The sequence below is a fragment of the Synoicihabitans lomoniglobus genome, from assembly GCF_029023725.1.
Lineage (GTDB): Bacteria > Verrucomicrobiota > Verrucomicrobiia > Opitutales > Opitutaceae > Actomonas > Actomonas lomonigloba.
In genome coordinates this window covers 2716676-2735813 of sequence record NZ_CP119075.1, presented here as the reverse complement: position 1 = coordinate 2735813, position 19138 = coordinate 2716676, and the positions used below count along the sequence as shown (strand labels likewise).

The 19138-nt window shown below is 57.6% G+C and carries 18 protein-coding genes; all 18 read right to left on the bottom strand.

Annotated features, from left to right (window positions below):
- Positions 1–111: 111 nt before the first annotated feature.
- On the bottom strand, positions 112–1275 hold the full coding sequence (locus tag PXH66_RS10815) for a glycosyltransferase family 4 protein (RefSeq protein ID WP_330928083.1): 1164 nt from the start codon (positions 1273–1275) through the stop codon (positions 112–114).
- Complete coding sequence (locus tag PXH66_RS10810; protein ID WP_330928084.1) at positions 1272–2495, bottom strand: glycosyltransferase family 4 protein; 1224 nt, start codon at positions 2493–2495, stop codon at positions 1272–1274. The genes PXH66_RS10815 and PXH66_RS10810 overlap by 4 nt, the downstream gene beginning before the upstream one ends.
- Entirely contained in the window at positions 2492–3880 is a 1389-nt protein-coding gene (locus PXH66_RS10805) for a hypothetical protein (RefSeq protein WP_330932361.1), read from the bottom strand. The genes PXH66_RS10810 and PXH66_RS10805 overlap by 4 nt, the downstream gene beginning before the upstream one ends.
- 67 nt (positions 3881–3947) lie before the next feature.
- Positions 3948–5225 carry a glycosyltransferase gene (locus tag PXH66_RS10800; protein ID WP_330928086.1) on the bottom strand — a complete coding sequence of 426 codons (1278 nt, stop codon included), beginning with the start codon at positions 5223–5225 and terminating at the stop codon, positions 3948–3950.
- 150 nt (positions 5226–5375) lie between these two features.
- Complete coding sequence (locus PXH66_RS10795) at positions 5376–6347, bottom strand: hypothetical protein (protein WP_330928087.1); 972 nt, start codon at positions 6345–6347, stop codon at positions 5376–5378.
- Positions 6344–7549 carry a glycosyltransferase gene (locus PXH66_RS10790; protein WP_330928088.1) on the bottom strand — a complete coding sequence of 402 codons (1206 nt, stop codon included), beginning with the start codon at positions 7547–7549 and terminating at the stop codon, positions 6344–6346. The genes PXH66_RS10795 and PXH66_RS10790 overlap by 4 nt, the downstream gene beginning before the upstream one ends.
- The gene (locus tag PXH66_RS10785; protein WP_330928089.1) at positions 7546–8508 is read right to left on the bottom strand and encodes a glycosyltransferase family A protein; all 963 of its coding nucleotides are present in this window, start codon (positions 8506–8508) and stop codon (positions 7546–7548) included. Before PXH66_RS10785 ends, PXH66_RS10790 begins: the two co-directional genes overlap by 4 nt.
- A 160-nt stretch (positions 8509–8668) precedes the next feature.
- Positions 8669–9265, bottom strand: a complete 597-nt coding sequence (locus PXH66_RS10780) for a hypothetical protein (protein WP_330932360.1) — start codon at positions 9263–9265, stop codon at positions 8669–8671.
- Positions 9266–9513: 248 nt separating this feature from the next.
- Positions 9514–10458: a class I SAM-dependent methyltransferase gene (locus PXH66_RS10775; RefSeq protein ID WP_330932359.1), complete on the bottom strand. Its 945-nt coding sequence runs from the start codon at positions 10456–10458 to the stop codon at positions 9514–9516.
- 67 nt (positions 10459–10525) lie between these two features.
- Positions 10526–11344 carry a hypothetical protein gene (locus tag PXH66_RS10770; RefSeq protein ID WP_330928092.1) on the bottom strand — a complete coding sequence of 273 codons (819 nt, stop codon included), beginning with the start codon at positions 11342–11344 and terminating at the stop codon, positions 10526–10528.
- Positions 11345–11498: 154 nt separating this feature from the next.
- Positions 11499–12704: a glycosyltransferase family protein gene (locus PXH66_RS10765; RefSeq protein WP_330928093.1), complete on the bottom strand. Its 1206-nt coding sequence runs from the start codon at positions 12702–12704 to the stop codon at positions 11499–11501.
- 17 nt (positions 12705–12721) lie between these two features.
- Positions 12722–13654, bottom strand: coding sequence for a glycosyltransferase family 2 protein (locus PXH66_RS10760; RefSeq protein ID WP_330928094.1), 933 nt, complete (start codon positions 13652–13654; stop codon positions 12722–12724).
- Between the two features lie 130 nt (positions 13655–13784).
- Positions 13785–14558 carry a sulfotransferase gene (locus PXH66_RS10755; protein WP_330928095.1) on the bottom strand — a complete coding sequence of 258 codons (774 nt, stop codon included), beginning with the start codon at positions 14556–14558 and terminating at the stop codon, positions 13785–13787.
- A 32-nt stretch (positions 14559–14590) separates the two neighbouring features.
- On the bottom strand, positions 14591–15355 hold the full coding sequence (locus PXH66_RS10750) for a glycosyltransferase family protein (protein WP_330928096.1): 765 nt from the start codon (positions 15353–15355) through the stop codon (positions 14591–14593).
- A gap of 7 nt (positions 15356–15362) precedes the next feature.
- The gene (locus tag PXH66_RS10745) at positions 15363–16283 is read right to left on the bottom strand and encodes an alpha-1,2-fucosyltransferase (protein ID WP_330928098.1); all 921 of its coding nucleotides are present in this window, start codon (positions 16281–16283) and stop codon (positions 15363–15365) included.
- A 2-nt stretch (positions 16284–16285) separates the two neighbouring features.
- The gene (locus PXH66_RS10740) at positions 16286–16906 is read right to left on the bottom strand and encodes an FkbM family methyltransferase (RefSeq protein ID WP_330928099.1); all 621 of its coding nucleotides are present in this window, start codon (positions 16904–16906) and stop codon (positions 16286–16288) included.
- A 156-nt stretch (positions 16907–17062) separates the two neighbouring features.
- Positions 17063–18301, bottom strand: a complete 1239-nt coding sequence (locus PXH66_RS10735; RefSeq protein ID WP_330928100.1) for an ABC transporter ATP-binding protein — start codon at positions 18299–18301, stop codon at positions 17063–17065.
- Positions 18298–19125 (bottom strand): ABC transporter permease, encoded by an 828-nt coding sequence (locus PXH66_RS10730; RefSeq protein ID WP_330928101.1) that lies wholly within the window; start codon positions 19123–19125, stop codon positions 18298–18300. The genes PXH66_RS10735 and PXH66_RS10730 overlap by 4 nt, the downstream gene beginning before the upstream one ends.
- Positions 19126–19138 lie beyond the last annotated feature (13 nt).

The following is a 19138-nucleotide window of genomic DNA, read 5'->3' as shown; positions in this document are numbered from 1 at the left end:
TGGACCAGGCAATGCGAAGTAGGATTTCCCGCTTGGGATAAGGGGTCGCGCAATTTTGTCCGAGAAAGGGAGGTGCGTTAGACAAAACGAATATGGATTGGCTCTATGGCTTCAATCGCTCGAGATGAGGCGATCAAAATTCTGTAGCAGAGAATCTGCGTAGGTTTGAAAATCGAAACGTGCGACCTCGTTTTGACTCTCTCGGGCCACGCGTTGCCTGAGTTCAGGATCCCGGATTAGTCGTTCTAACGCAGCGGCCAGATCCTCTGCGGCACGAATGGAACGGTGATCGAATACGAGCGCGGTGCGGTTGTTTTCGGCGAAATCTTGAAAGCATGAGAGTTGGGAAACGACGGTCGCTGCCCCCGCAGCCATCGCTTCGACCGCAGCCACTCCGAAGGTCTCTCCGTTCTCGGATAGACTGGGCAGGCAAAACACGTCCAATGATTGATACACGGCGGCGAGTTTAGCGCCATCGAATTGCGGCGGCATCCATCGAACTCGGGATGGTCCGATCGACTCGGTCATGCTCGTCTTTATTTCATTCGCATACGCATCGCCGGATCCTCCTCGGGAAATTTCTGTGGGGCCACACACCAGCACATTCCAAGGCGGAAGTCCGTCCCGTTTGCATAGGAGCGACACCGCCTCGCTCAAGACAGTAATACCTTTTTCCCGATGGATACGGCCAATGTAGCCGATGGTAACTTCACGCGAATGGTTCAGGTCAGTCGTTGCGTAAGGGGAACTCTGGGCGGACATCAGTTGCCAATCGATCGGGTAGCCCCAGACGTCGGTTACTTTGGTCAAGCGAGGATTTTCTGCGATTACAGCGGAGCGGATGTGAGTGCTGGCCGCCAACACCATGGATATCTTACGATACCAACGATACTGCCCTTTGGGGACGCGTCCGGTCATAATCACGACTTTGCCAGTAGAGCGGCGTATAGTTCCCAGCCATACCGGCAGCGCGACTGAATTCACCACCACGATATCAGCCTTGGGCAAGTGGCGATAAACGCGGAGGCTCCATTTCAAATCAAGCCAGAGATTCTTTCGTAGATTCGGACTGTGATCGTAGCCGGTCAGTCGAAGGTGCCTGATCCCTCCGGAGACAGAGTTATCGGGCAATCCCTCCCATGTTCTTGAGACAATGGTTATCTCGTGGCCACGTGCGGCGAAGACTTGGGCGAGACGATACCACGTCTTCTCGGTGGCTCCCCCAGCCAAGGGCGGTATGGGCAGGAAAAATCCGCTAACAATAGTAATTTTCATACCGTGCTGACGAATTTAAGGGCGGAGAGCAGACCGGTGGTCGCGTTTTCGTAGTTGTAGGCGGCTGCCCGACTTCGCGCATTTTGGCCGAGTGCGACGAGTTCGCTTTTGGACATGCCGTCGATTTCACCAACAATATTGCGTAGCGCTTCGAGATCACTAGCTGGAAAGACCCAGCCGGTGTCTTTGTTTGTTACCAGATCAGTTTGACAGCCTACGACATCGCTCACGATGGCGGGCCGTCCCAGATGCATGGCTTCGTTCACGGCCAGTCCCCATGTTTCATAGCGTCCGGCGGAAGGCAGGGCGAAAACGTCTCCCAACAAGTAGCGCGTGGGCATGAGTTGCTGATTGGCGAAAGGGAGAAAATGAACCCTCGGATGATCTCCGGCCGTGGCGCGCAGCGATGGTTCGAGATGTCCGTTTCCGGCGAGAACCAAATGAGTTCTTTGTGGTGCAGCTTGCACGAATGCCGAGAGGAGCATGTCGGGTCGTTTCTTGGCGGTGAATTTCCCGGCGAAAAGAATCACATGATCTTCGGGGTCGATGCCCATCTCCTTGCGTTGGTGGAGGGCGGAGGCGCAACGTTCGTTGGTGGCGGTGAAATGTGGCGTATCGACGGCGTGGGGGGCAAAAAAAAGTTTCTGAGACGGAACGCCGAAATACCGGAAATAGGCGGCATTGGATTTACCTACGGCCAACACGGCATCAACACCCGAGAACACGAATCTCAGCAACCACGTTTTGAGTCGTCGCGGGGGAGGTCCGCCAAGTAGATGGGAGTCGCCGCGAAATAGAAGCGGTGGTCGCAAACGTCGAAGTTTACGGCGCAGAATCAATCCCGCGTGCGTGGTGAAGGCATAACCGAAAAGTAACACAGCATCCGCGTCGAATGCGTCCAAACGAGCGGGCAAACCCGGATTGCGTAGACCCTTGAAGGCATTGGGTGAAGGATGGGCGGCGGTGTTGGGCACGAACTCATGGTCGTAGCCCGAGAGTAAGTCCACATCCCAACTCACGGCATGACCGAATCCCGGATCGTTTTGTTGCTTGTCGTCGGGATTGAATAAGTAAAATACCCTCAGAGCGATCGATGGGAGCCTCGAGATCTGGGCAAACCATGGAGCATAATACTGGACCGGGTGAGACAGCACGATGGCCAGTCGAGTTTTTTTGACCGTGCTGCGCTCACTAAAACTATCGAGGCGGGTGCTACTCATCGACCGATCAATCTGAGGCCAAACATGGGCCCGAGCACCATGACGACAGTGGCTTGAAACAGTGACGACAACCACGTGGCCGCGACCATTTCAACTTGGAGACTCCATGCGGTCAATAGGATGACGAATATACCGAGCGGAGACAGGAGATCTACTCCCTCCGCCGCGACGCACACGCGTTTGAAAAGCGTCCCCATCAATGCGCCAAGACCCAGGATACCTATGAATCCAAAATTTGCATATGCTTCCGCCAACATGCCGAATGCGATGGAAACGGAATCGGCGGAATATTCCGCCACCAACCCGAAATACAGGGAAAGACGGACGTTTGCTTCAAGTGCGGTGGGTTTTCCCGGCCAGAAATAGCGTGGCACAAACAACGCCGGAACGTCTTTGTAGCTTTCTCCTGAAAGAAACGGAAGTTTGTCCGGAACACGATCCACAGTGACGGCAATGATTTGGAATAAAGAGGCACGTTGGATCAAACTTGCATCAGTATCATTCTCGGAACTGTTTTCGCCGTGCCCTGAAATGCCCAGAGCAAACCATTCCTGATAGAATGAATAGAGGTCAGTTAGTTCAGGGGCACGTTTTGAATCGCCGCCCCAATAAATTTTTCGCATTTCTGATTTCCCGCTGTGTAACAATCCGAGAAAGGGAATCGAAATGGCGATTGCCAGTAGTGGAATCTTTCGACTCGTGGTGGTATAGGCGATGAACGACAGCCCTAAAATAGAAATAACATTAATTAGGTAAAGCTGAGAGGCTAACATCGCAGACTGGGCAAAGATGTTGGCGATCAATCCGAGCCGAGCGTAACCTGATAGGCGTTGTTGTCCCCAATACCGACATTGAATAAAAACCGAGATAGTTCCGCAGCCGAAGAACACGGCGCGAAGAGGGGCGGCTAACTCGTAGGGTATCAACACGGTGAATTGCGAAATGCCAATGTAGGCCGTGTTTAGCCAGATGCCGATTGCAGACAATTTCATCGCGCTCTCCGGCAAAAGGGGGCGCGTCCACGAGCGACTAGGACGGAAACGCATCCGGGTGGTGTTGAATGCGAAAATCGCAGCGATTTGGAAAGCAACGACCGTGAATGCCGACTTGTTCAAAACCGCCGGGTCGAATCCGACTAAGTCAGATTGAGAGCCGGTGAAGGGTAGAACGTAAAACGCGACGCCGGTGAGCATGAAGATCTCGAAAACAGGAAACCAGAGCCTCATGTGTTTTGCCCACATTAAGGCTGGTAGCACGGCCAACACCAGCATCGCAGACCCCAAGGCAATTTGCGTGACATCGCGTTCGGGGTGGGCGAGCCAAATTGCGAAAATAGCTGCTGTGAGTAGTCCCGCTCCGAATCGATACAGACGATAGGAGGCCACTCTGGACGCCAGCTCTTCGGAGTGGTCATTAACTGCAGCAGTGGACGAATCTCGTGGGCTCATTGATTCATGGGCGTTGGATCGTCACACGGTTGAAGATTTCCAAATGACTCTTTGCCAGTTGGGTGCTCGCCAAACCGGTCAAGCATGCTGGCAGAGTAGTTTGCGAAGGGTATTCGCGACAAATACAATCGAGAAACGCTCCCAGAGCCGCGCCGGGATTCCGATGATCGCTCAAAACACACCCGCCGCTGGAATCACGAGGAAGCAGGTTGTGAATCACGCTTTGAGAATGCGTCATCGCGAGCCACGGTCTACCAGTCGCGAGCAATGGCCATGTCTTCGAGGGCGAATATCCGAGATCATCGGAACCTAGGACCAGATTGGCCCATGCGGACTGCAACCGAGCCAATCCGTCGAAGTATCCGATCCGCTCCGGTTGCTCGCTGACATGGGCCGACAAGCCATGCCGTGCGGCGGCGGCTTGCACGACTCCACCGCCGCTGGTGCCTGCGTAGCTGGTGCCGATGAATTCCCACGTCGGAAGGGGTAGGTCGCTGGCACGGTGGTTTTTCCAAATAGCCACGTGGGCAAACAATTTATCCAATAGTGCGGCCATATCATCACCAACTCGCCCGATGTATCTGATAACAGGTTTACTACTTTGCGCGACCGGTTTGGCGCGTGCAATAAGTTGATCGCGAACGGACCACCCGAACGGAATCACGGTGCCGTGCTCCGGTTTGAACCAAGCATACCGTCGCGAGAGGGTGGTCACGTAGTCGGCGGACACACTGACGAGATGAGAACACCGCCGTAACACGCGCGGTTCCTGTCTTTGCGCAGCCCAGCGCGCAAAACGGTGTTTCCATCCGCCGGGTGGCGGCGGCGCACCTGGGCGTTCGTAATAATCGTTCACCCACGGGTCCTGAAGATCGATCACGTAAGGGAGTCCAAATCGATCCAACCAATCGAGCGCCAACGGCAGGCAGGCAAATTGCGTAGTAGAGAAATACACGACATCGAACTGCTGTTTTTTGAGCAATTCCTCGGCGTGGCGACCGAGGTGCGATTTGATCCGCAAACCGATGTTGCGCACCCCCCATTTGGCTGCGCGAGCCGCGATTTGGTGGTGCGTCCAACCCTCGGTCGGTAACGATTCCATCAGTTCGTTTTCGACTGGGGCTAAACAATCCTCCGGCCGTGCCGAAAGCACCGTGCATTCACAGCCAGCGGTCACAAACTCGGGCAGCAAGATTCGCAACCGCTGGCCATCCGGCGCGTTCGTCGGCGGAAAATGAGGAGCCACGAACAAAAGCCGTAGCGGGCGAGCAGATGAACTCATGGTGAGCTGGAGTCCTTGATTCGTTGGGATGTCCGTTTTGGCACGCCAAGTGGATTTAGACCGAGATTACAGTTAGAGGCCGACGATCGCCGAACCTTCATGTCGCACAAATTTCTTATTGACGAGGTGCCATGCGCCTAAACCGTGCGTTCAGAGTCGCTTCGCCAGTCGTCGCCACCATCGATTGTGCGCGAGTGCCGTTCTCGCTTCGGTCCAATCCACGAGTGAATCGTTGATGTCATGGTCTCCGCGCTGATCATAGGGAATGTCTCCAGACTTACAGCGCGCAATCAAGTCGGGAAGTTTATCGTAAAAGTCGCGGCATCGATAGGGCGGGTGTAGGTGCCACATTCCTTTTCCGGTTCCGAGGAATTCGCGTCGCACGAGACCGTGCTTTCGCATGGCCGAGGTAAACAGGTGCTCGGGTAGATCCTCTGCTGGATTGCCCTCAACCATGGCCTTGATCGAATCCCTCCATACCGGAGGGCGACGCGGCTCCAGAGCTCGGATTGTGTCTCGAAAACGCGTTTTAGATAACATAAACAAACGCGTGCTCATGAAATCGAAATCATGAGTGTTCGGTCGGTTGGGCACGGGTGACGTGACTTGGGAGTGAAGCGCACCGTCGGGCGCAGGCGGACCTGGTAGAGGCGCACTGATAAGCACGCGTTCATCGGCGGCTTGATCGGCCAAGGCTTCTTTCATCCAATGCGGCGAGTGCCCACCGAAAAGCAAGTCCGAATCGAGATGCAACACATGATCGTGGCGCGCCTCGGAGAGCCCAAAGAGGTAGGCGTAGTAGGGGCCGCCGCGAAAATCCTTGCGAGGCACCGGAGTCTTCCCGCCTAAGAACGTCTCGGCGACTTTTTGTTCGGCACTTTCCTCGTAGTCGACAGTCACAATGCGGGCATCGGCGATGGAGTGCGCGAGTTCGAGGATGCGGTCACGGCCGACTTCCCAATCGATCGCGAATCGGCCGGCACTCCGATGCAGGTCGATTGTCAGCAAAATCTCGTCCACCTGCCCGCGCCAAGTGGAGATCTGATGCGGCAACAAATACCTGGCATGTCGGAAGTCGGATGGAGCCAGGCTGATTTGCAGCGTGACGAGTGGAAGGCTCATGCGTTCAACGCAGTCGCGACCGCCGCGAGCAATACAGTTTCGCTTTGATTCCAATTGAACATCGTTTCGGCTGCTTGACGGGAAGCTGTTCCCATTTGGCGCAGCAGCTTGTGATCCTGCAGCACGGCATCCAATTGAGTCGCTAATCGCTTCGGGTCCGACAGGTCGTCGAGTAGCGCAGCGCAAGGAACTTGATCAAAAACTTCTCGTTGCCCGGCGGTCGGTGTCGCCACGATCGCCAGCCCAGCATCGAGGTAGTGGAAGATTTTATTACTCACGGTGAGATTTTTGTTCGCCGGGGTATCTGGTTCGAGGGCGAGACCGAAATCGTGAGTGGTGAAAAGAAGAGGTAATTCGCTGGGCGGGAGAGTAGGCTGAAAGTGCAAACGTAATCGGTGGGAAGCATCGAGCAGACTCAGAAGCGATTCTCGAAATGACTCGTCGACCTGACCAACGAGACAAACTTGCGAGTTTTGAGTCGTGAGATTCCACGCGGCTAAAAATTGTTCGAGCCCTCGCCCGGGTCCAATTGTCTGGGATAGCCAAACGAATGATGGCGATTGTTGGCGAGGGAGCGGAGCGGGTGTTCCGGACAATGGAAACGCGTTGTAAACTACTTTGGGGGGAGGGGTGCCGTAATGAGCCGCCAAGGCCTCGGCCATCGCTTGCGAGGTAGTGGTGACATAACTCGCCGTCGTTAGCAGCGTGCGCTCGGTTTGGGTCAGTAGTTGTAGCGGACGGAACAGACGGGCGTCGGAGAGCAAGTCCTGACTGTGCCAATCTTCCAAGTCCGCCGCCACCCTACGTCCTTCGCGATTCAACTGGGCGGCGACAATCAACGGCAATTCCGTGTGAGCGATAATCAAGTCGCCTGTATGTCGACGTGCCAGTCGCAGCAAGGCGTGATACGGTCCCAGTCGCGCGGGGTGAGCGATCGCCCCGCGTAGCAGGATCCAAGTCAGCAAACGTTCGAAAAAATAGACGATACGGACCGGGATGTTGCTCCCCATGCGATCCAGCACGATTTTATGAAAGCGAGCTTTCTCCAAAATGGCTGCGTCGCGCGCTTCGAAATGGGGATCGTGAGCGATCGCCAGCACGGTGACGGTGTAGCCCGCAGATGACAGAGAACGCGCTTCTTTGAGGACGCGTGGGTTGCGGCACAGTGGTCCCGAAGTGAGGATCGATATCCGTTTACTCATCGTCGGATGATGGAGGCCCACCGACGCGCAGCCCGCCAACCGAAGAGTCGGGCCACCAGCTTTTGGCGACCGCCCAATGGCGGGGACACAGTCGATCCGCCCAAGGCATGGGAACGTTTGGCGGCATCCCGCGATAGGATAGGTGCGTCGGGGTAAAGCTCATAGCATAAGTGTTGCCAATGATCCGCCATAGCTTGGCGGGTTTCGGGGCGATCACTGGCGGCGAAGAGATGCGATTGGAGGAGTTCCCCGGTATGATGGAGCGACTGCAACGCGGTGAGGGATTTGCGATCGCTGAGACTGCCAGATAGGCCCGATCGATAGTAACTAGCCGCAGCGGGGTCGGTGGTGAAGCGTAGTCCGGCCGATGCCAAAGTCACTCGCGCGAAATATTCCCCGTCATCATTCAACGTGAGCGATTCGTCCCATTCACCGGCGCGTTCAGCGACCTCTCTCGGCACGAGCCAGGCCGCTGGGTGAATCATTTTTAGATGAGCGGCGTGGGCGATGATCCATTCAATGGGCTCGAAATCTCGGAAGACCTCGTCGTCGACAAACCGAGCGTCGGCAGGGGAATCGTGAAAACGCCCCCACCGACACGTCGCCAACGCGTGCGCCGGGGACCGGGCCAATATTTCCAATTGCAGTTTGATCTTGTCGCGGGAGAGCAGGTCATCCGCATCCAGATATTGGATATATTCGCCCCGGGCCAAGCGCAGGGCGTGGTTGCGGGCGGCGGCGGCTCCGGCATTTATTTGACTCATCACCTTAACCCGGTCCGGGAATCGAGATGCAATTTTTTGTCCGCGTGCCAACGTCTCATCCGATGAGCCATCGTCGACGACAATGATTTCACAACGCTCATGACTCTGCTCGATCGCCGATCCGACGGAAGCATTGATCCAAGGCCCAGCGTTGAAGGCAGGAATCAGTATGCTGACAAGGGGAGCAGCGGTCATGCTGGTGGCAGGACGAGCCGCCAAGCTTGTCGGTGAATTGCGATGACGAGGCTCGGTGTCACGATGAGGATTCGACGACGGCTTGAGCTGCTCTTGGTAGTGTGCACTTGCTTATTGCTACCGAAGCATGCGCTGATTAGCGCTAGCCACCATTGTTGGATCAAGAAACCGAGGTCTTCTTTTTTTCGCCGAATAGTGCATGACGTCGGGCACCTAGCCATATGCGAAGGCGTTCCCGGAGGAAGAGCGTTCGCTGACGGTGGTGTCTGAATATCGTTGGGTATGGCACGAATTTACCGTCGGACTGATGCCGATGTGGTTCACCCCATTGGCTGGGATCTGGCGAGCGCGGGATTCTGTGCTTCTCGGCCAAAAGCGAAAGAATCGATTGGTCGTGACGGTGCGCGAGGAAGTCTGGGAGGTTTGGCTCACCGAATCGGTTTGGCGCATCTGTGATGAGTTCGTGACTGTCGGCCCAGGCGATCCATTCAGCGATGAATGCGAGCGCGGTCGGGGTGCGCTGGAGGACGAGGAAGGCTGCATTAACCTGCTCTGCCTGCCAGTAGTGAGGCATATCGCAGTCCATGAGCACAAAGCAGTCGCGCTTGACGTAGGTTACGTTTTTGTAGCCATGGACCTGAAACATCAGCAAGCCATTACGTTCCCGACATAAGGGGAAGAGAGATTCGGGCGAGGCGACGAAGGCGGTGCCAGCGTCGGCATAGATCAGAAATTCGTCACTCGGAAGAGCGCGCAACGACTCTAGAATGAGAAAAGGCTTCCAGAGCCAGTAACCCGCGCCTTTTGAGGCTCTGAGTATGTCACGGTTGCGCTTGCTCCAACTAAAATGGGATATGGAGCAGGGCTCATGCGCTTTTACGGAAGTGGCACCGAACTCGTGCGCGGAGGCGACGAGATGTTTTCGGGCAGTTTGATAGCGCGCGTCGGCAAATGTGAGTAGGTGCCAAGACGGAGATAAACTACGGGGCTTACTTACAGGGGGCTTCACTGGTTGAATTCAACAAGGACGGTATCGGCAGCCATGCGACCGGCGATACGCTCCCTTTTCAATTGGTGAACTAAAATTCGAAGCGTTGTGGGGATGTGGGCCAACATCGCGACAGTCTGCCGTATACGACTAAGAGGTCGAGTAGGTCCGACTAAGCGGTAACGGGTCGTCTGAAACATCCGCGCAAGCAAGGGAGCGGCTGGTGGCATGTGAAGCTTGACTTGCATTCCCTGTAACGCGGCGAGTCGTTGATAGGCAGTTTTGTTCCATCGGCCAAGATGGTGGGGGGGGTGATTTTGGACATCAAACCAATCAGATTCGAAGCTCATCGGAGAATATGGCGTGCTTACGAAAAGACGGCCTATCGGGGCGAGAAACTGTATCATTTCACCGATGAAATCAACGGGATCGGCCACATGTTCGAGGCAGTGAAACGCAGTTACACAATCGAACGACGAACGTAAGGATTCGTCCTGGGCGATCGCCTCGCTCATTGTATTGTTGAGTGCGTGAATTCCTCGTTCTCGGCATTTCGAGATGGCTGATGGGGTTGAATCCAACCCCCATTTCTCTACTCTGGGCGGTAATTTGGCGAGAAAGTTGCCTGAACCGCAGCCGATGTCCAACACGCGGAGCGGACGGTCCCATACGGCCACGTCGTTCAGCTTGGCGGCTACTATATCGTATTCCCAGCGGTGGTCAGGATAGTAATGCGGCATATTACTGATCCATTCGTAGAAAGCGTTATTCCCTGGTATCCTCGGCTCTGCGAATTCGAAACCAGTTTCGCTGCAGCGCCAAATAGCATAGTCACACGGGACGATGTCCTCAGGTGGAGTCGCGTTAAAATATCGGGCCAGCTCTTCTTTAATAAAAATCCGGGGAAGGTCGCGAATTTTTACCGGCGGAAGTGAACTCAAAGGAGAAACAGGAATAGGCATAACACCGTGCGCTTCTGAGTTGTTTGACACCGGCGGGGATCAGCATACCCACGAGCGTGCGAAATAGTCATGTTGATTGCAAAGCGAGTCGCCATGCTTGTCGGTGATAGGCAATGCGCGACAGGTCCACGTAGTGATGCATCGCAGCAGTGGGATGGGCGATTTCTCTGCTCGAGGGCATGGTGATATAGTCCGTCGCGGGGGCGATCGCCGCAGGACCCTCTCGAGCCACCAACATAGCGAACAACGCTTGTTCAAGGTAGTAGTTGGTGCCGTGTAGTTCGGTCATGCGGCGGGACGCGTATTCCAAGAATTCCCAATCAATCTGTTCGGATCGGATGGCACAGACGCCAACATTCACCCGGTCCCCGATGGGAGCTCCCGTGAGTTCTTCCATGAGACCACGCGGATAGCCGTAATTTTCCTGAGCATCGATAGCGTGCAGTGGAGGGCCTGATGATCGCGCCCAGTCCAATAGAAAGCGGGGCTCCCGCCAAAACAACAAATCGCTGTCGAGCACCAAACGTGGGCCGACCCGGGCGAGATGGACATCGATGATCTTTCGAATGTGCGGATAATTTTCCCAGCGTTCACATAAGACGGGGAACTGCTCCCGAGGTAAAAACTCGTTTCTGCGTTCTACCAGTGTTTGGTGGGCGTGGAGCACGAGGTCGGGGAAAATGCGTTGCAATGAATCGATCGACTCACTGTGCAATGTTCCGTCGTCATACAGATTCACCGCGATCGGGCAGGGGCAGTGGCGGGCAAGTGTGTAGAGGCAAAAAGCGCTTTGATAAGCGAAGTTTCGACCTGTGAGCAGATGCACCTCAAGCGGTGTTCCTGCCGCCGACGAGACGGTTGGAAGCTTTGCGATGGCCTCCTGCATTTCGGTCCGAGCCCTAGCCGTCCTCCGCTGCGCCCATGGTCCCCCCTGGCGCAGGGAACTGCGAACAGCGCCCAATGGACGATGATAGGCCAAATACAGGGCACGACCAAACAGGCTCATTTTTTTCTCACAAGAGTGATGGAAGGAGCGTCGCTCATCGATGGGCGCGAGCGGCGATCAATTGCGCTTGAAATAGCTTGGAGACTTGCGCGTGGCCAAACATGGCTTCGCCCGTCTCCAAGGCGGCGCGGGCCAGCGACTCCCTTCGTTCTGGATCCTCCACCAATGTTCGGACCGCGCTGACGAGCGTTGATGCGTCATCATCGGTGACGAGCAGGGCGGCCCCGGGATTTTCTTTCGCCCAACGGGTGGCCGTTCCGAATATCGGAGAACGCACTAAAATTGGTAGACCGACGACGGTGTAGTCGGCCAATTTACTGGGGAAACACAGTCGCACATTGGCTTCGTCTTCGGGGGCGAAACTCATCGGCAGATACATGGCGTCGGCTCGGTTGATGAGATCCTCGTGCAGTTCGGCCACGGGGCGAAACGCAGCGATTTCCAGATTATCCGAACGCAGACCTTCCCGGCGAAGATTCTCCATCGATAGTGCCTGATAGACGCGGAGTTTTACCCCCAATGGCGCGACGGTATTGGCAAAATCAATCAGGGTCCGACGTTGGCCGATCGACGGTGCCGACCCAGCGTAGGCGAAAACAAACTCTCCCGCGTTCGGACGGCGAAGTCGTGGTCGAACCAGCTTCACGCAGTCCCTTGCTCGCGACGGATAAATGATCGTGCCTCGCGCCTTATACTGGCGGGCGTAGGATTCCTCCATGGCGGGCGACACCGGCATGCGTGCGGTCGCATTCCGATAAAGCTGACCGAACTCGCGATCTGCCCGAGGACGAAGCTTGAGCGGTAGGTTTAACGTTCCCGCCCAATCGTCATGAGCCAGTAGATGCAGGGGGACCCCTGCTGCATTGGCAGCGGCTGCGGCGGCATGTGCGCCGTAACCGTGGGTGACGCTTAATATCGCCTCAGCGCCAAAGGCCTGCAATCTCGAAACGGTTTTTCGGCCTTGCCTTGCCGCGTTGAGGTAAACCCAAACACTGGCCAATCGGGCGAGACGGCTGCGCAACAGTCGGTCTGTGAGTAGCGAGAATTTTTGGGTCGGGACTTGAGGGAGTTCGGTCGCTGGATCGGCTTTATTGTGGTCTGATTCCAACACCAATAGTTTGTCGGCGGGATAGCTCTCCAGTAGTCGGAAGAGCAGGGCAGGCCCTGCCGAGATATTGCGAATGGGCACCTCGCCGATGTAAACCAACCGTGGTAGCTGTCGGCTGTTGGGTGGACTCATGTTTGTGGGAAGTTGATTCATGGTTGCAAATCAGCTTGACCGTGCAGGCGGCCCACCAGCCCGTGGTAGCGAATAGAGTGTGCGGGGCTTTTCCAGGCGCGAGTCCTTACCCAGAGCCGAACCGAGCGCATGGGAACCGACCAACGTGGAATCCAAGGCCAAGGGCAAAACCCATGAATATTTAAAACAGCCACCCAGGATCGTTGAACATCTCGATTGAGTCGCCCGAGGTAGTCGGGCCGCAAGCGGCCTGACGGAATGAGATGGGTGAGGCGGAGTTGGGGAAGATGGGCGATATCGCCTCCACCATGCATGGCGGTGAAGACCATGTCGTTGTCTCCGCCGGAAGTGAGTTGCCCGGCGCGTCGATCAAGGGTGATGCGAGTTGGTGAATTTTTCACCAATTCCGCGTATTCTTTCGCCGCCGCCAGTCGGATACACAGGCCTGCTCCCACCGGAGCAATCGATGGCCATTCCTTGCCCGCTCCACCTCGGACAATTTGTTTAGTCGGGCCGACGTCTCGCAACGCGAGCAGATCGTAGAATTCGTGCAACCATGAAGGGGGCGTGGATTCAAATTCGGGTTCAATCGGCCCACCGGCGGCGACGAGGTTTTCGTTCGCCGCGAATTCGTTCGCCGCAACCTCCAAATATTGCGGAGCTAAGACATTGTCGTCGTCGACAAAGATGAGCAGGGAATTTCGGGCAGCGGATATGCCCGCAAGGCGCGCCGGCGTCAGACCGGCTCGGGGTTCGTATATTACTCGAATGCCCAAGTGGCGGGAGGTAACGGGCAAACTGGCATCGGCGAGAGCGGGGCTGGAGCCATTGTCGACGATCACGACTTCGAAATCGGCCGCATCGAACGACTGGCAGGACAGACCGTCCATCGTCCGGGCGAGTCGGCCCGGGTGCGGGTTGCGCGTGCAAATGATGACGCTGATTTTCACAGCGTTGCCCCACGGTGGTGCTCAGGTTGGCGCAGCAAGGGGAGGAGGTGCTCGACGACGGAGCGGTCGTCTCCACAGCAGGCCTGGTGCAGGTGGCGGATCGGGTCCCCGAGGCAATGGCGGAGGGGGCTCACGCGGACGGAGGGCGGCGGCGGAGCAGAGCGCTTTTCCAGTTTCCCAGGCGGAAGCGGAGAGCTATAAATCGTCGGCGCATGTGGAGGGAGGCGCGTGCGCGGTCTCGGCCTATGTTGGCGGCGGCGCGGCGGATGATTAGAGGGCAGGTGACGCCGAGGGAGTGTGCGAGGCGGGTGGTGCTTTCCACGGGCTGGGCGAGCAAGTCCTCGTAGGCGATATCTATACGGGGAGCGGGGAATCGTTTGAGTTGCCAAAGGGCTGCGGCGGCGTAGCGCTCGATCATGGCTCGGAGGCGCGTGGGGTCCCGGTCGGCGTAGGCGGCCACGTGATCGTGTTTCAGAGCGCTTTGGAGGGTGCTCTCGAGGTCGCGGGTGATGTGGACCACGAGGGTGGTGGCGGGGGCGAGAAGTCCGGCGTCAAACCAGGCGGCCAAGGTGGCGCACATACGGGGATCCTTGATGCCGGCGAGAGGCGCGGCGTGGAGCCATGCGAGGTCGGTCCCGAGCAGGTGGGAGCGATCGCCGTGGGCGAGTAGATTTCCGGGGTCGCCGGGGTTTTCCAAGGTGCCGTTGGTGGAAGCGATGAAATCGCGATTTGCGTCGTTGACGACATCGCGTTCCAGATAACCGGAAGGGTTACGTTCGTCGGCGGGAATGAGTCCTTCCGCTGGGCCGAAGTCGGCACCTAGATCAGAGATTATTCGGGCGGTGAGCGACGTGCCTGAGCGATACGGACCGAGGACGATGACGACGCGAGGGACGGAAGGCATGGTGGTTTGGGCCGGGCGGAAGAGGAGGGGGGTCAGTCGCGAAGCCCGAGGCGGCGACCGAGGCGGATCCAGAGCGGGGGAAGTGGTGCTAACTCGGGGTAGACGTGGAGGTGACCATCGTGCCAGGTGTGGACTCGTTTTCCGGGGTGGCGATTGAGCTCCTCTGCTATTGCGGGAAGATGGGGGGCGCGGCCGTGGAGGACGCGAACGGGCCCGGAGGCGAAGCCCGGAAAGATGAAGCGACAGTTATATTCAGGGGGCAGGGTATGGACGGATAATTCGCTTTCCCAGAGGGCTTGGCGGAAAGCGGGTTGGTCATAAACGCGGTGGGGATCGCGGTCGCGGAGCTGGGCGTGCAGTTTCAGCCAGCGGTGTAGAAAAGCGTGGAGGCGGGAAGAGTTACGGAGGAAGAGGACACCTGTATTGAACTCGGGAAAGGCGTCGCCCGGGGGGGGGACCTCGTAGGTGGCGGTGATGGCGGCGCGGGCGACGGCGAGGTCGAAACGGGCGAGGAGGTCGAAGCCAGGTGTCAAGAGGCCGCAGACATAGGTGTCGGTATCGAGAAAGAGGATCTCGGAGGCTTCGAGGCCGAGGAGACGCTCGATTTTATCGGCTGAGGCACCGAGGGTCTTGGCGAGGGGAACGACAGTGTCGAAAAGGTCGAGGCGCGGGGTAAGCTGGGTGAAGAGGGTGACGGGGATGCCGGGCAGGTGGGGGCGGAGGGAGGTGACGGAGGCTTCGGCCTCGGCGAGATGGCGCGGAGTGGTGGCAACGTAGACGGCGACGCGGGTGGGCATGGGAAGGTTAGCGAGGAATGGTTTGCCAAGACGGTGGAATAAGATCGGTAAGCGCAGCCGGGCGGTCGAGGAGCCAAGGCGTTGGTGCGATCACGGTGCGGTCCCTCCCGGGGTGGAGCCAAGCACCCCACCAGGCGAAGGTGCTGTTGGAAAGGATTGCGTGGGGAAAGAGGCTCATTAGGTAGAGCTCCTCGTGGGCCCGCCAACCCCCGGCCAGGTGGATGATGCGAAATCGGAAGCCGGAGGGGAATACAGCCGCGATCGAGGATGGCTCGTCGGAAAAGACATAAAGGCGGACGCCGGGGTGAGCCCGACGCAATTCCTCGATGGCGCGCCGATAGTAGTCGACACCGAGGACGCCAATGGTCTTGGCGAAAATAGGATTTCGCGCATAATCGCCACGCCGGAAGTGGACGAAGGCGGTGGGGCCGGGGGAACTGATGTCGGCTGCGATCGCCCGGGCTTCTTCGCCAAGAGGGTAGCGAAGAGTAAAATGTTGTCGGATCAAGTCTTCAATAGGGGCGAAATAGGCTGGACTCTGCCACATGCCGTCGAGGTAGGCGGGGGCCGGCCATTCGAAGAAACCAGGAAAGTGGCGACGCGTCGGTTCTCGATGCCAATGGCCGACAAAAGTGAGACGGTCGCGGATAAAATGAAGGCGGGCGAGACAGGCGAGGCGAAGGAAGAGCCGTTCTGAACGGGAAAGACGCCGACCGCGGACGTGCTCGATCTCGGCGGCGGCGGCGAAGTGTTGCCCGACGTTGAGGGCAGCGAGGGCGTAGCGATTGTGAGGCTCGCGTTCCGGGTCGAGGTGATAACGCGTGACGTCGAGCCGGAGGGTGGTGCGGTGATGGGCAGCGAGAGCGAGGCCGGCAGCATATTGGAACATCTGGTTGCCCAGGCCGCCGCTGAGTCGGGTGATGATCATCGCTAGTGGAGTGGGAGGAAGGCGGTGGTGTTATCACCCTCGACGACATAATCGTAGCCGTAGCCGCTCAGTTCCCCGAGGAAGTGTCGATATTCGGCGGGGTCGGCGCAGGCGTGTTCGAAATGAACGATTGGAGGGCGAACCCGTTGCCAGTCCCAGAGGCGGAGAAGCGTGAGATCGTAGCCTTCGGCGTCGATGACGAGCACCTCGGTTTCGGCGAGACGCGATTCCGGATCGAGATCGGACCAGACGATGACGTCGATCATGTCTTGCACAATACCGGAGTCGGAGAGTCCCAGATCACGGCAAGCGGTCAGTATGCGGTTATAGTCCAGGGTGGCGAGGCCCTGGGCGAAGTTCGGCAACCCGGGGATGGAGGCGTCGATGCGGTAGAAGGGGCGTGTGGCTCTGCCTTCTGCGATGGCGGCGGGGACAATTCGTATGCGCGGGGCGCGACGGTGTAGCGACTCCAGTTTCACAACGAAATCGAGATTGGGCTCGACGAGGGTGCCGTGCCAACCGAAGGCGCGAATGAAGGAGAATATCGGGTCGTTGCGTTGTCCGTCATTGGCGCCGATTTGGAGGAATCGGAGCCCGTGTAGGTCGCGAAAGGCGCGATGCATGGAGTAGGCGAGTCCGTTGGACGGGAGCGGGTTGAAATATCGGGCAGCAGGGTGGTCGGTTTTACAGACTAGCAGGCCATGGTGTCTCAGGATGGAGCGGGTCCCTGTCTTGAGCCGACCGACCAGTGTGGATAGGTTAAGCGTCGACATGGGCAATTAGAGACTGCGGGTCTCGACCGAGGTCGAGTTGAGAACCACTCCTACTCCGGTAGTGCGCGGATAATACCCATCGGAGGTCGGTGATGGATTCGCCTCGATTTCGAAGCGCAAGCCGGGCAGGCGATGAAGAGTTTGGTCGTTTTCGCTGAGGCTGGCACTGACGATATAGCTGTCCGCCTCGAAGGTGACTCGATCCTGGGTGAAGACGGTTTCGTAGTCGCCGGCGGCTTGGGCCACCGGCAAAGACCACGCGGTTTGAACGGAGCTACCGCCACTTTTCCGCAGGCCGATACTGACGACGCAACGTTGAAAAGGGCGTTCGAGTCGGTAGCGCACGCGAATGCGCCATGGCTCGGCGAAGGGAAGGGCTGCGGGTCGTCTGCCGTCGGCGGTCTCGGTCGCGAGTTCGAGGAGGCTACCCACGTTTGTAAGGTGTTCGGGAACGGATACGTTGGTCACCGGCGGGGTTTCGGAGCTTTGATAGTGGCGAAGGACCACCGAGCTTTCGTCGTCCAGCCGGAGGCGGCCGTTTTGGAGGAAAAGACCGCGGTGGCAAAGCTGGCGTATCGAAGCGAGGTTGTGGCTGACGAACAGCACGGTGCGGCCTTGATTAGAGGATACGTCCTGCATTTTCCCTAGGCACTTCTTTTGGAACTGCGTGTCGCCCACCGCGAGCACCTCGTCGACGATGAGGATTTCGGGTTCGAGGTGGGCGGCGACGGCGAAGGCGAGGCGGACATACATGCCGCTACTGTAGCGTTTCACCGGCGTGTCGAGAAACCGTTCCACCTCGGCGAAGGCGACAATCTCATCGAATTTTTGGCGGATCTCGGCGCGACTCATGCCGAGGATGGCCCCGTTGAGGAAAATGTTTTCCCGACCGCTTAACTCGGGATGAAAACCGGTGCCGACTTCCAGCAAGCTGGCCACGCGACCGTTGAGTTGGATGAGTCCCGTAGTGGGTTCGGTGATACGCGAAAGGATCTTTAATAGGGTGCTCTTGCCGGCACCGTTGCGCCCGATGATACCAACGACTTCACCAGGCTGCACGGTGAAGTTGATGTCGCGCAGGGCCCAGAACTCTTCCTGCTCCATCCGCTTCCGCCGGAACCGCGACCAGAGCCCGCCAACGCCGTGAGAAATGGCGTCGCGCAGGGTGTCATGGCGAACTTCGTGACCGATGACGTAGCGTTTGGACAGGCCTTCGACGGTGATAGCCGGGCTGGATGAACTCATATGACGTCGGCGAATTTCTTTTCGGTTTTGCGGAAGAACCACAGCCCGCCGAACACGGCGATGGCGATGACGGCGGAGGAGGTCGCGAGACTGGGTAGTGAGAGGTCCTGCTGGCCTCCAAGGAGGCACCAGCGGAAACCGTCGATCACGCTGGTCAGAGGATTGAGAGCCATAAGCGCGCGCCAGTTCGGGAAGAAGTCGGTGCGGTATCCCACTGGGGATACGAAGATGCCGATTTGCAGGATAAAGGGCACGATGAAGCGAAAGTCCCGATACTTCACGGTCAACGCCGTCATCCAGAGACCGAGTCCAAGCGCGGCCGCCAAGGCCATGAAAATGAATACGGGTAACACCAGCCAATGCCACGTCGGCCAATGGCCAAACCATGCCGAGACCGCGAAGAAGAGTCCGAATACGACGGTGAAATCAATCAGGGCAACCCCGAGCGAAGAAAGCGGCACAATCAGGCGCGGAAAATATATTTTTGAAATAAGGCTGGCGTTGCTGACCAGACTGCCGCTTGAGCCGGAGAGCGAGGCGGAGAACAGTTGCCAGGCCATCAAACCAGAAAGCACGAGCACTGGATACGGCACCCCGCCGTCAGGCATCTTCGCCAACCGTCCGAATACGAAAACGAAGATAGTCGTGGTGACGGCAGGTTGAATCAGAGCCCAGGCAATGCCCAGCGTTGCTTGTTTGTAGCGCACCTTAACGTCGCGCCAGGCTAGGAAACCCAGTAGTTCTCGGAAACGCCAAAGGTCTCGCCAGTAGTGCCGCTCGGCGCGTCCGGCTTCGATGATCAGTGCTTCAGGTGAGGAGGACACGGAGGGAAAGAGA

Excerpts from the sequence above, each read along its gene's own strand:
- PXH66_RS10815 (WP_330928083.1), bottom strand. The coding sequence starts at position 1,275 with ATGAAAATTACTATTGTTAGCGGATTTTTCCTGCCCATACCGCCCTTG.
- PXH66_RS10810 (WP_330928084.1), bottom strand. The coding sequence starts at position 2,495 with ATGAGTAGCACCCGCCTCGATAGTTTTAGTGAGCGCAGCACGGTCAAA.
- PXH66_RS10800 (WP_330928086.1), bottom strand. The coding sequence starts at position 5,225 with ATGAGTTCATCTGCTCGCCCGCTACGGCTTTTGTTCGTGGCTCCTCAT.
- PXH66_RS10795 (WP_330928087.1), bottom strand. The coding sequence starts at position 6,347 with ATGAGCCTTCCACTCGTCACGCTGCAAATCAGCCTGGCTCCATCCGAC.
- PXH66_RS10790 (WP_330928088.1), bottom strand. The coding sequence starts at position 7,549 with ATGAGTAAACGGATATCGATCCTCACTTCGGGACCACTGTGCCGCAAC.
- PXH66_RS10785 (WP_330928089.1), bottom strand. The coding sequence starts at position 8,508 with ATGACCGCTGCTCCCCTTGTCAGCATACTGATTCCTGCCTTCAACGCT.
- PXH66_RS10775 (WP_330932359.1), bottom strand. The coding sequence starts at position 10,458 with ATGCCTATTCCTGTTTCTCCTTTGAGTTCACTTCCGCCGGTAAAAATT.
- PXH66_RS10770 (WP_330928092.1), bottom strand. The coding sequence starts at position 11,344 with ATGCAGGAGGCCATCGCAAAGCTTCCAACCGTCTCGTCGGCGGCAGGA.
- PXH66_RS10765 (WP_330928093.1), bottom strand. The coding sequence starts at position 12,704 with ATGAGTCCACCCAACAGCCGACAGCTACCACGGTTGGTTTACATCGGC.
- PXH66_RS10755 (WP_330928095.1), bottom strand. The coding sequence starts at position 14,558 with ATGCCTTCCGTCCCTCGCGTCGTCATCGTCCTCGGTCCGTATCGCTCA.
- PXH66_RS10750 (WP_330928096.1), bottom strand. The coding sequence starts at position 15,355 with ATGCCCACCCGCGTCGCCGTCTACGTTGCCACCACTCCGCGCCATCTC.
- PXH66_RS10745 (WP_330928098.1), bottom strand. The coding sequence starts at position 16,283 with ATGATCATCACCCGACTCAGCGGCGGCCTGGGCAACCAGATGTTCCAA.
- PXH66_RS10740 (WP_330928099.1), bottom strand. The coding sequence starts at position 16,906 with ATGCATCGCGCCTTTCGCGACCTACACGGGCTCCGATTCCTCCAAATC.
- PXH66_RS10735 (WP_330928100.1), bottom strand. The coding sequence starts at position 18,301 with ATGAGTTCATCCAGCCCGGCTATCACCGTCGAAGGCCTGTCCAAACGC.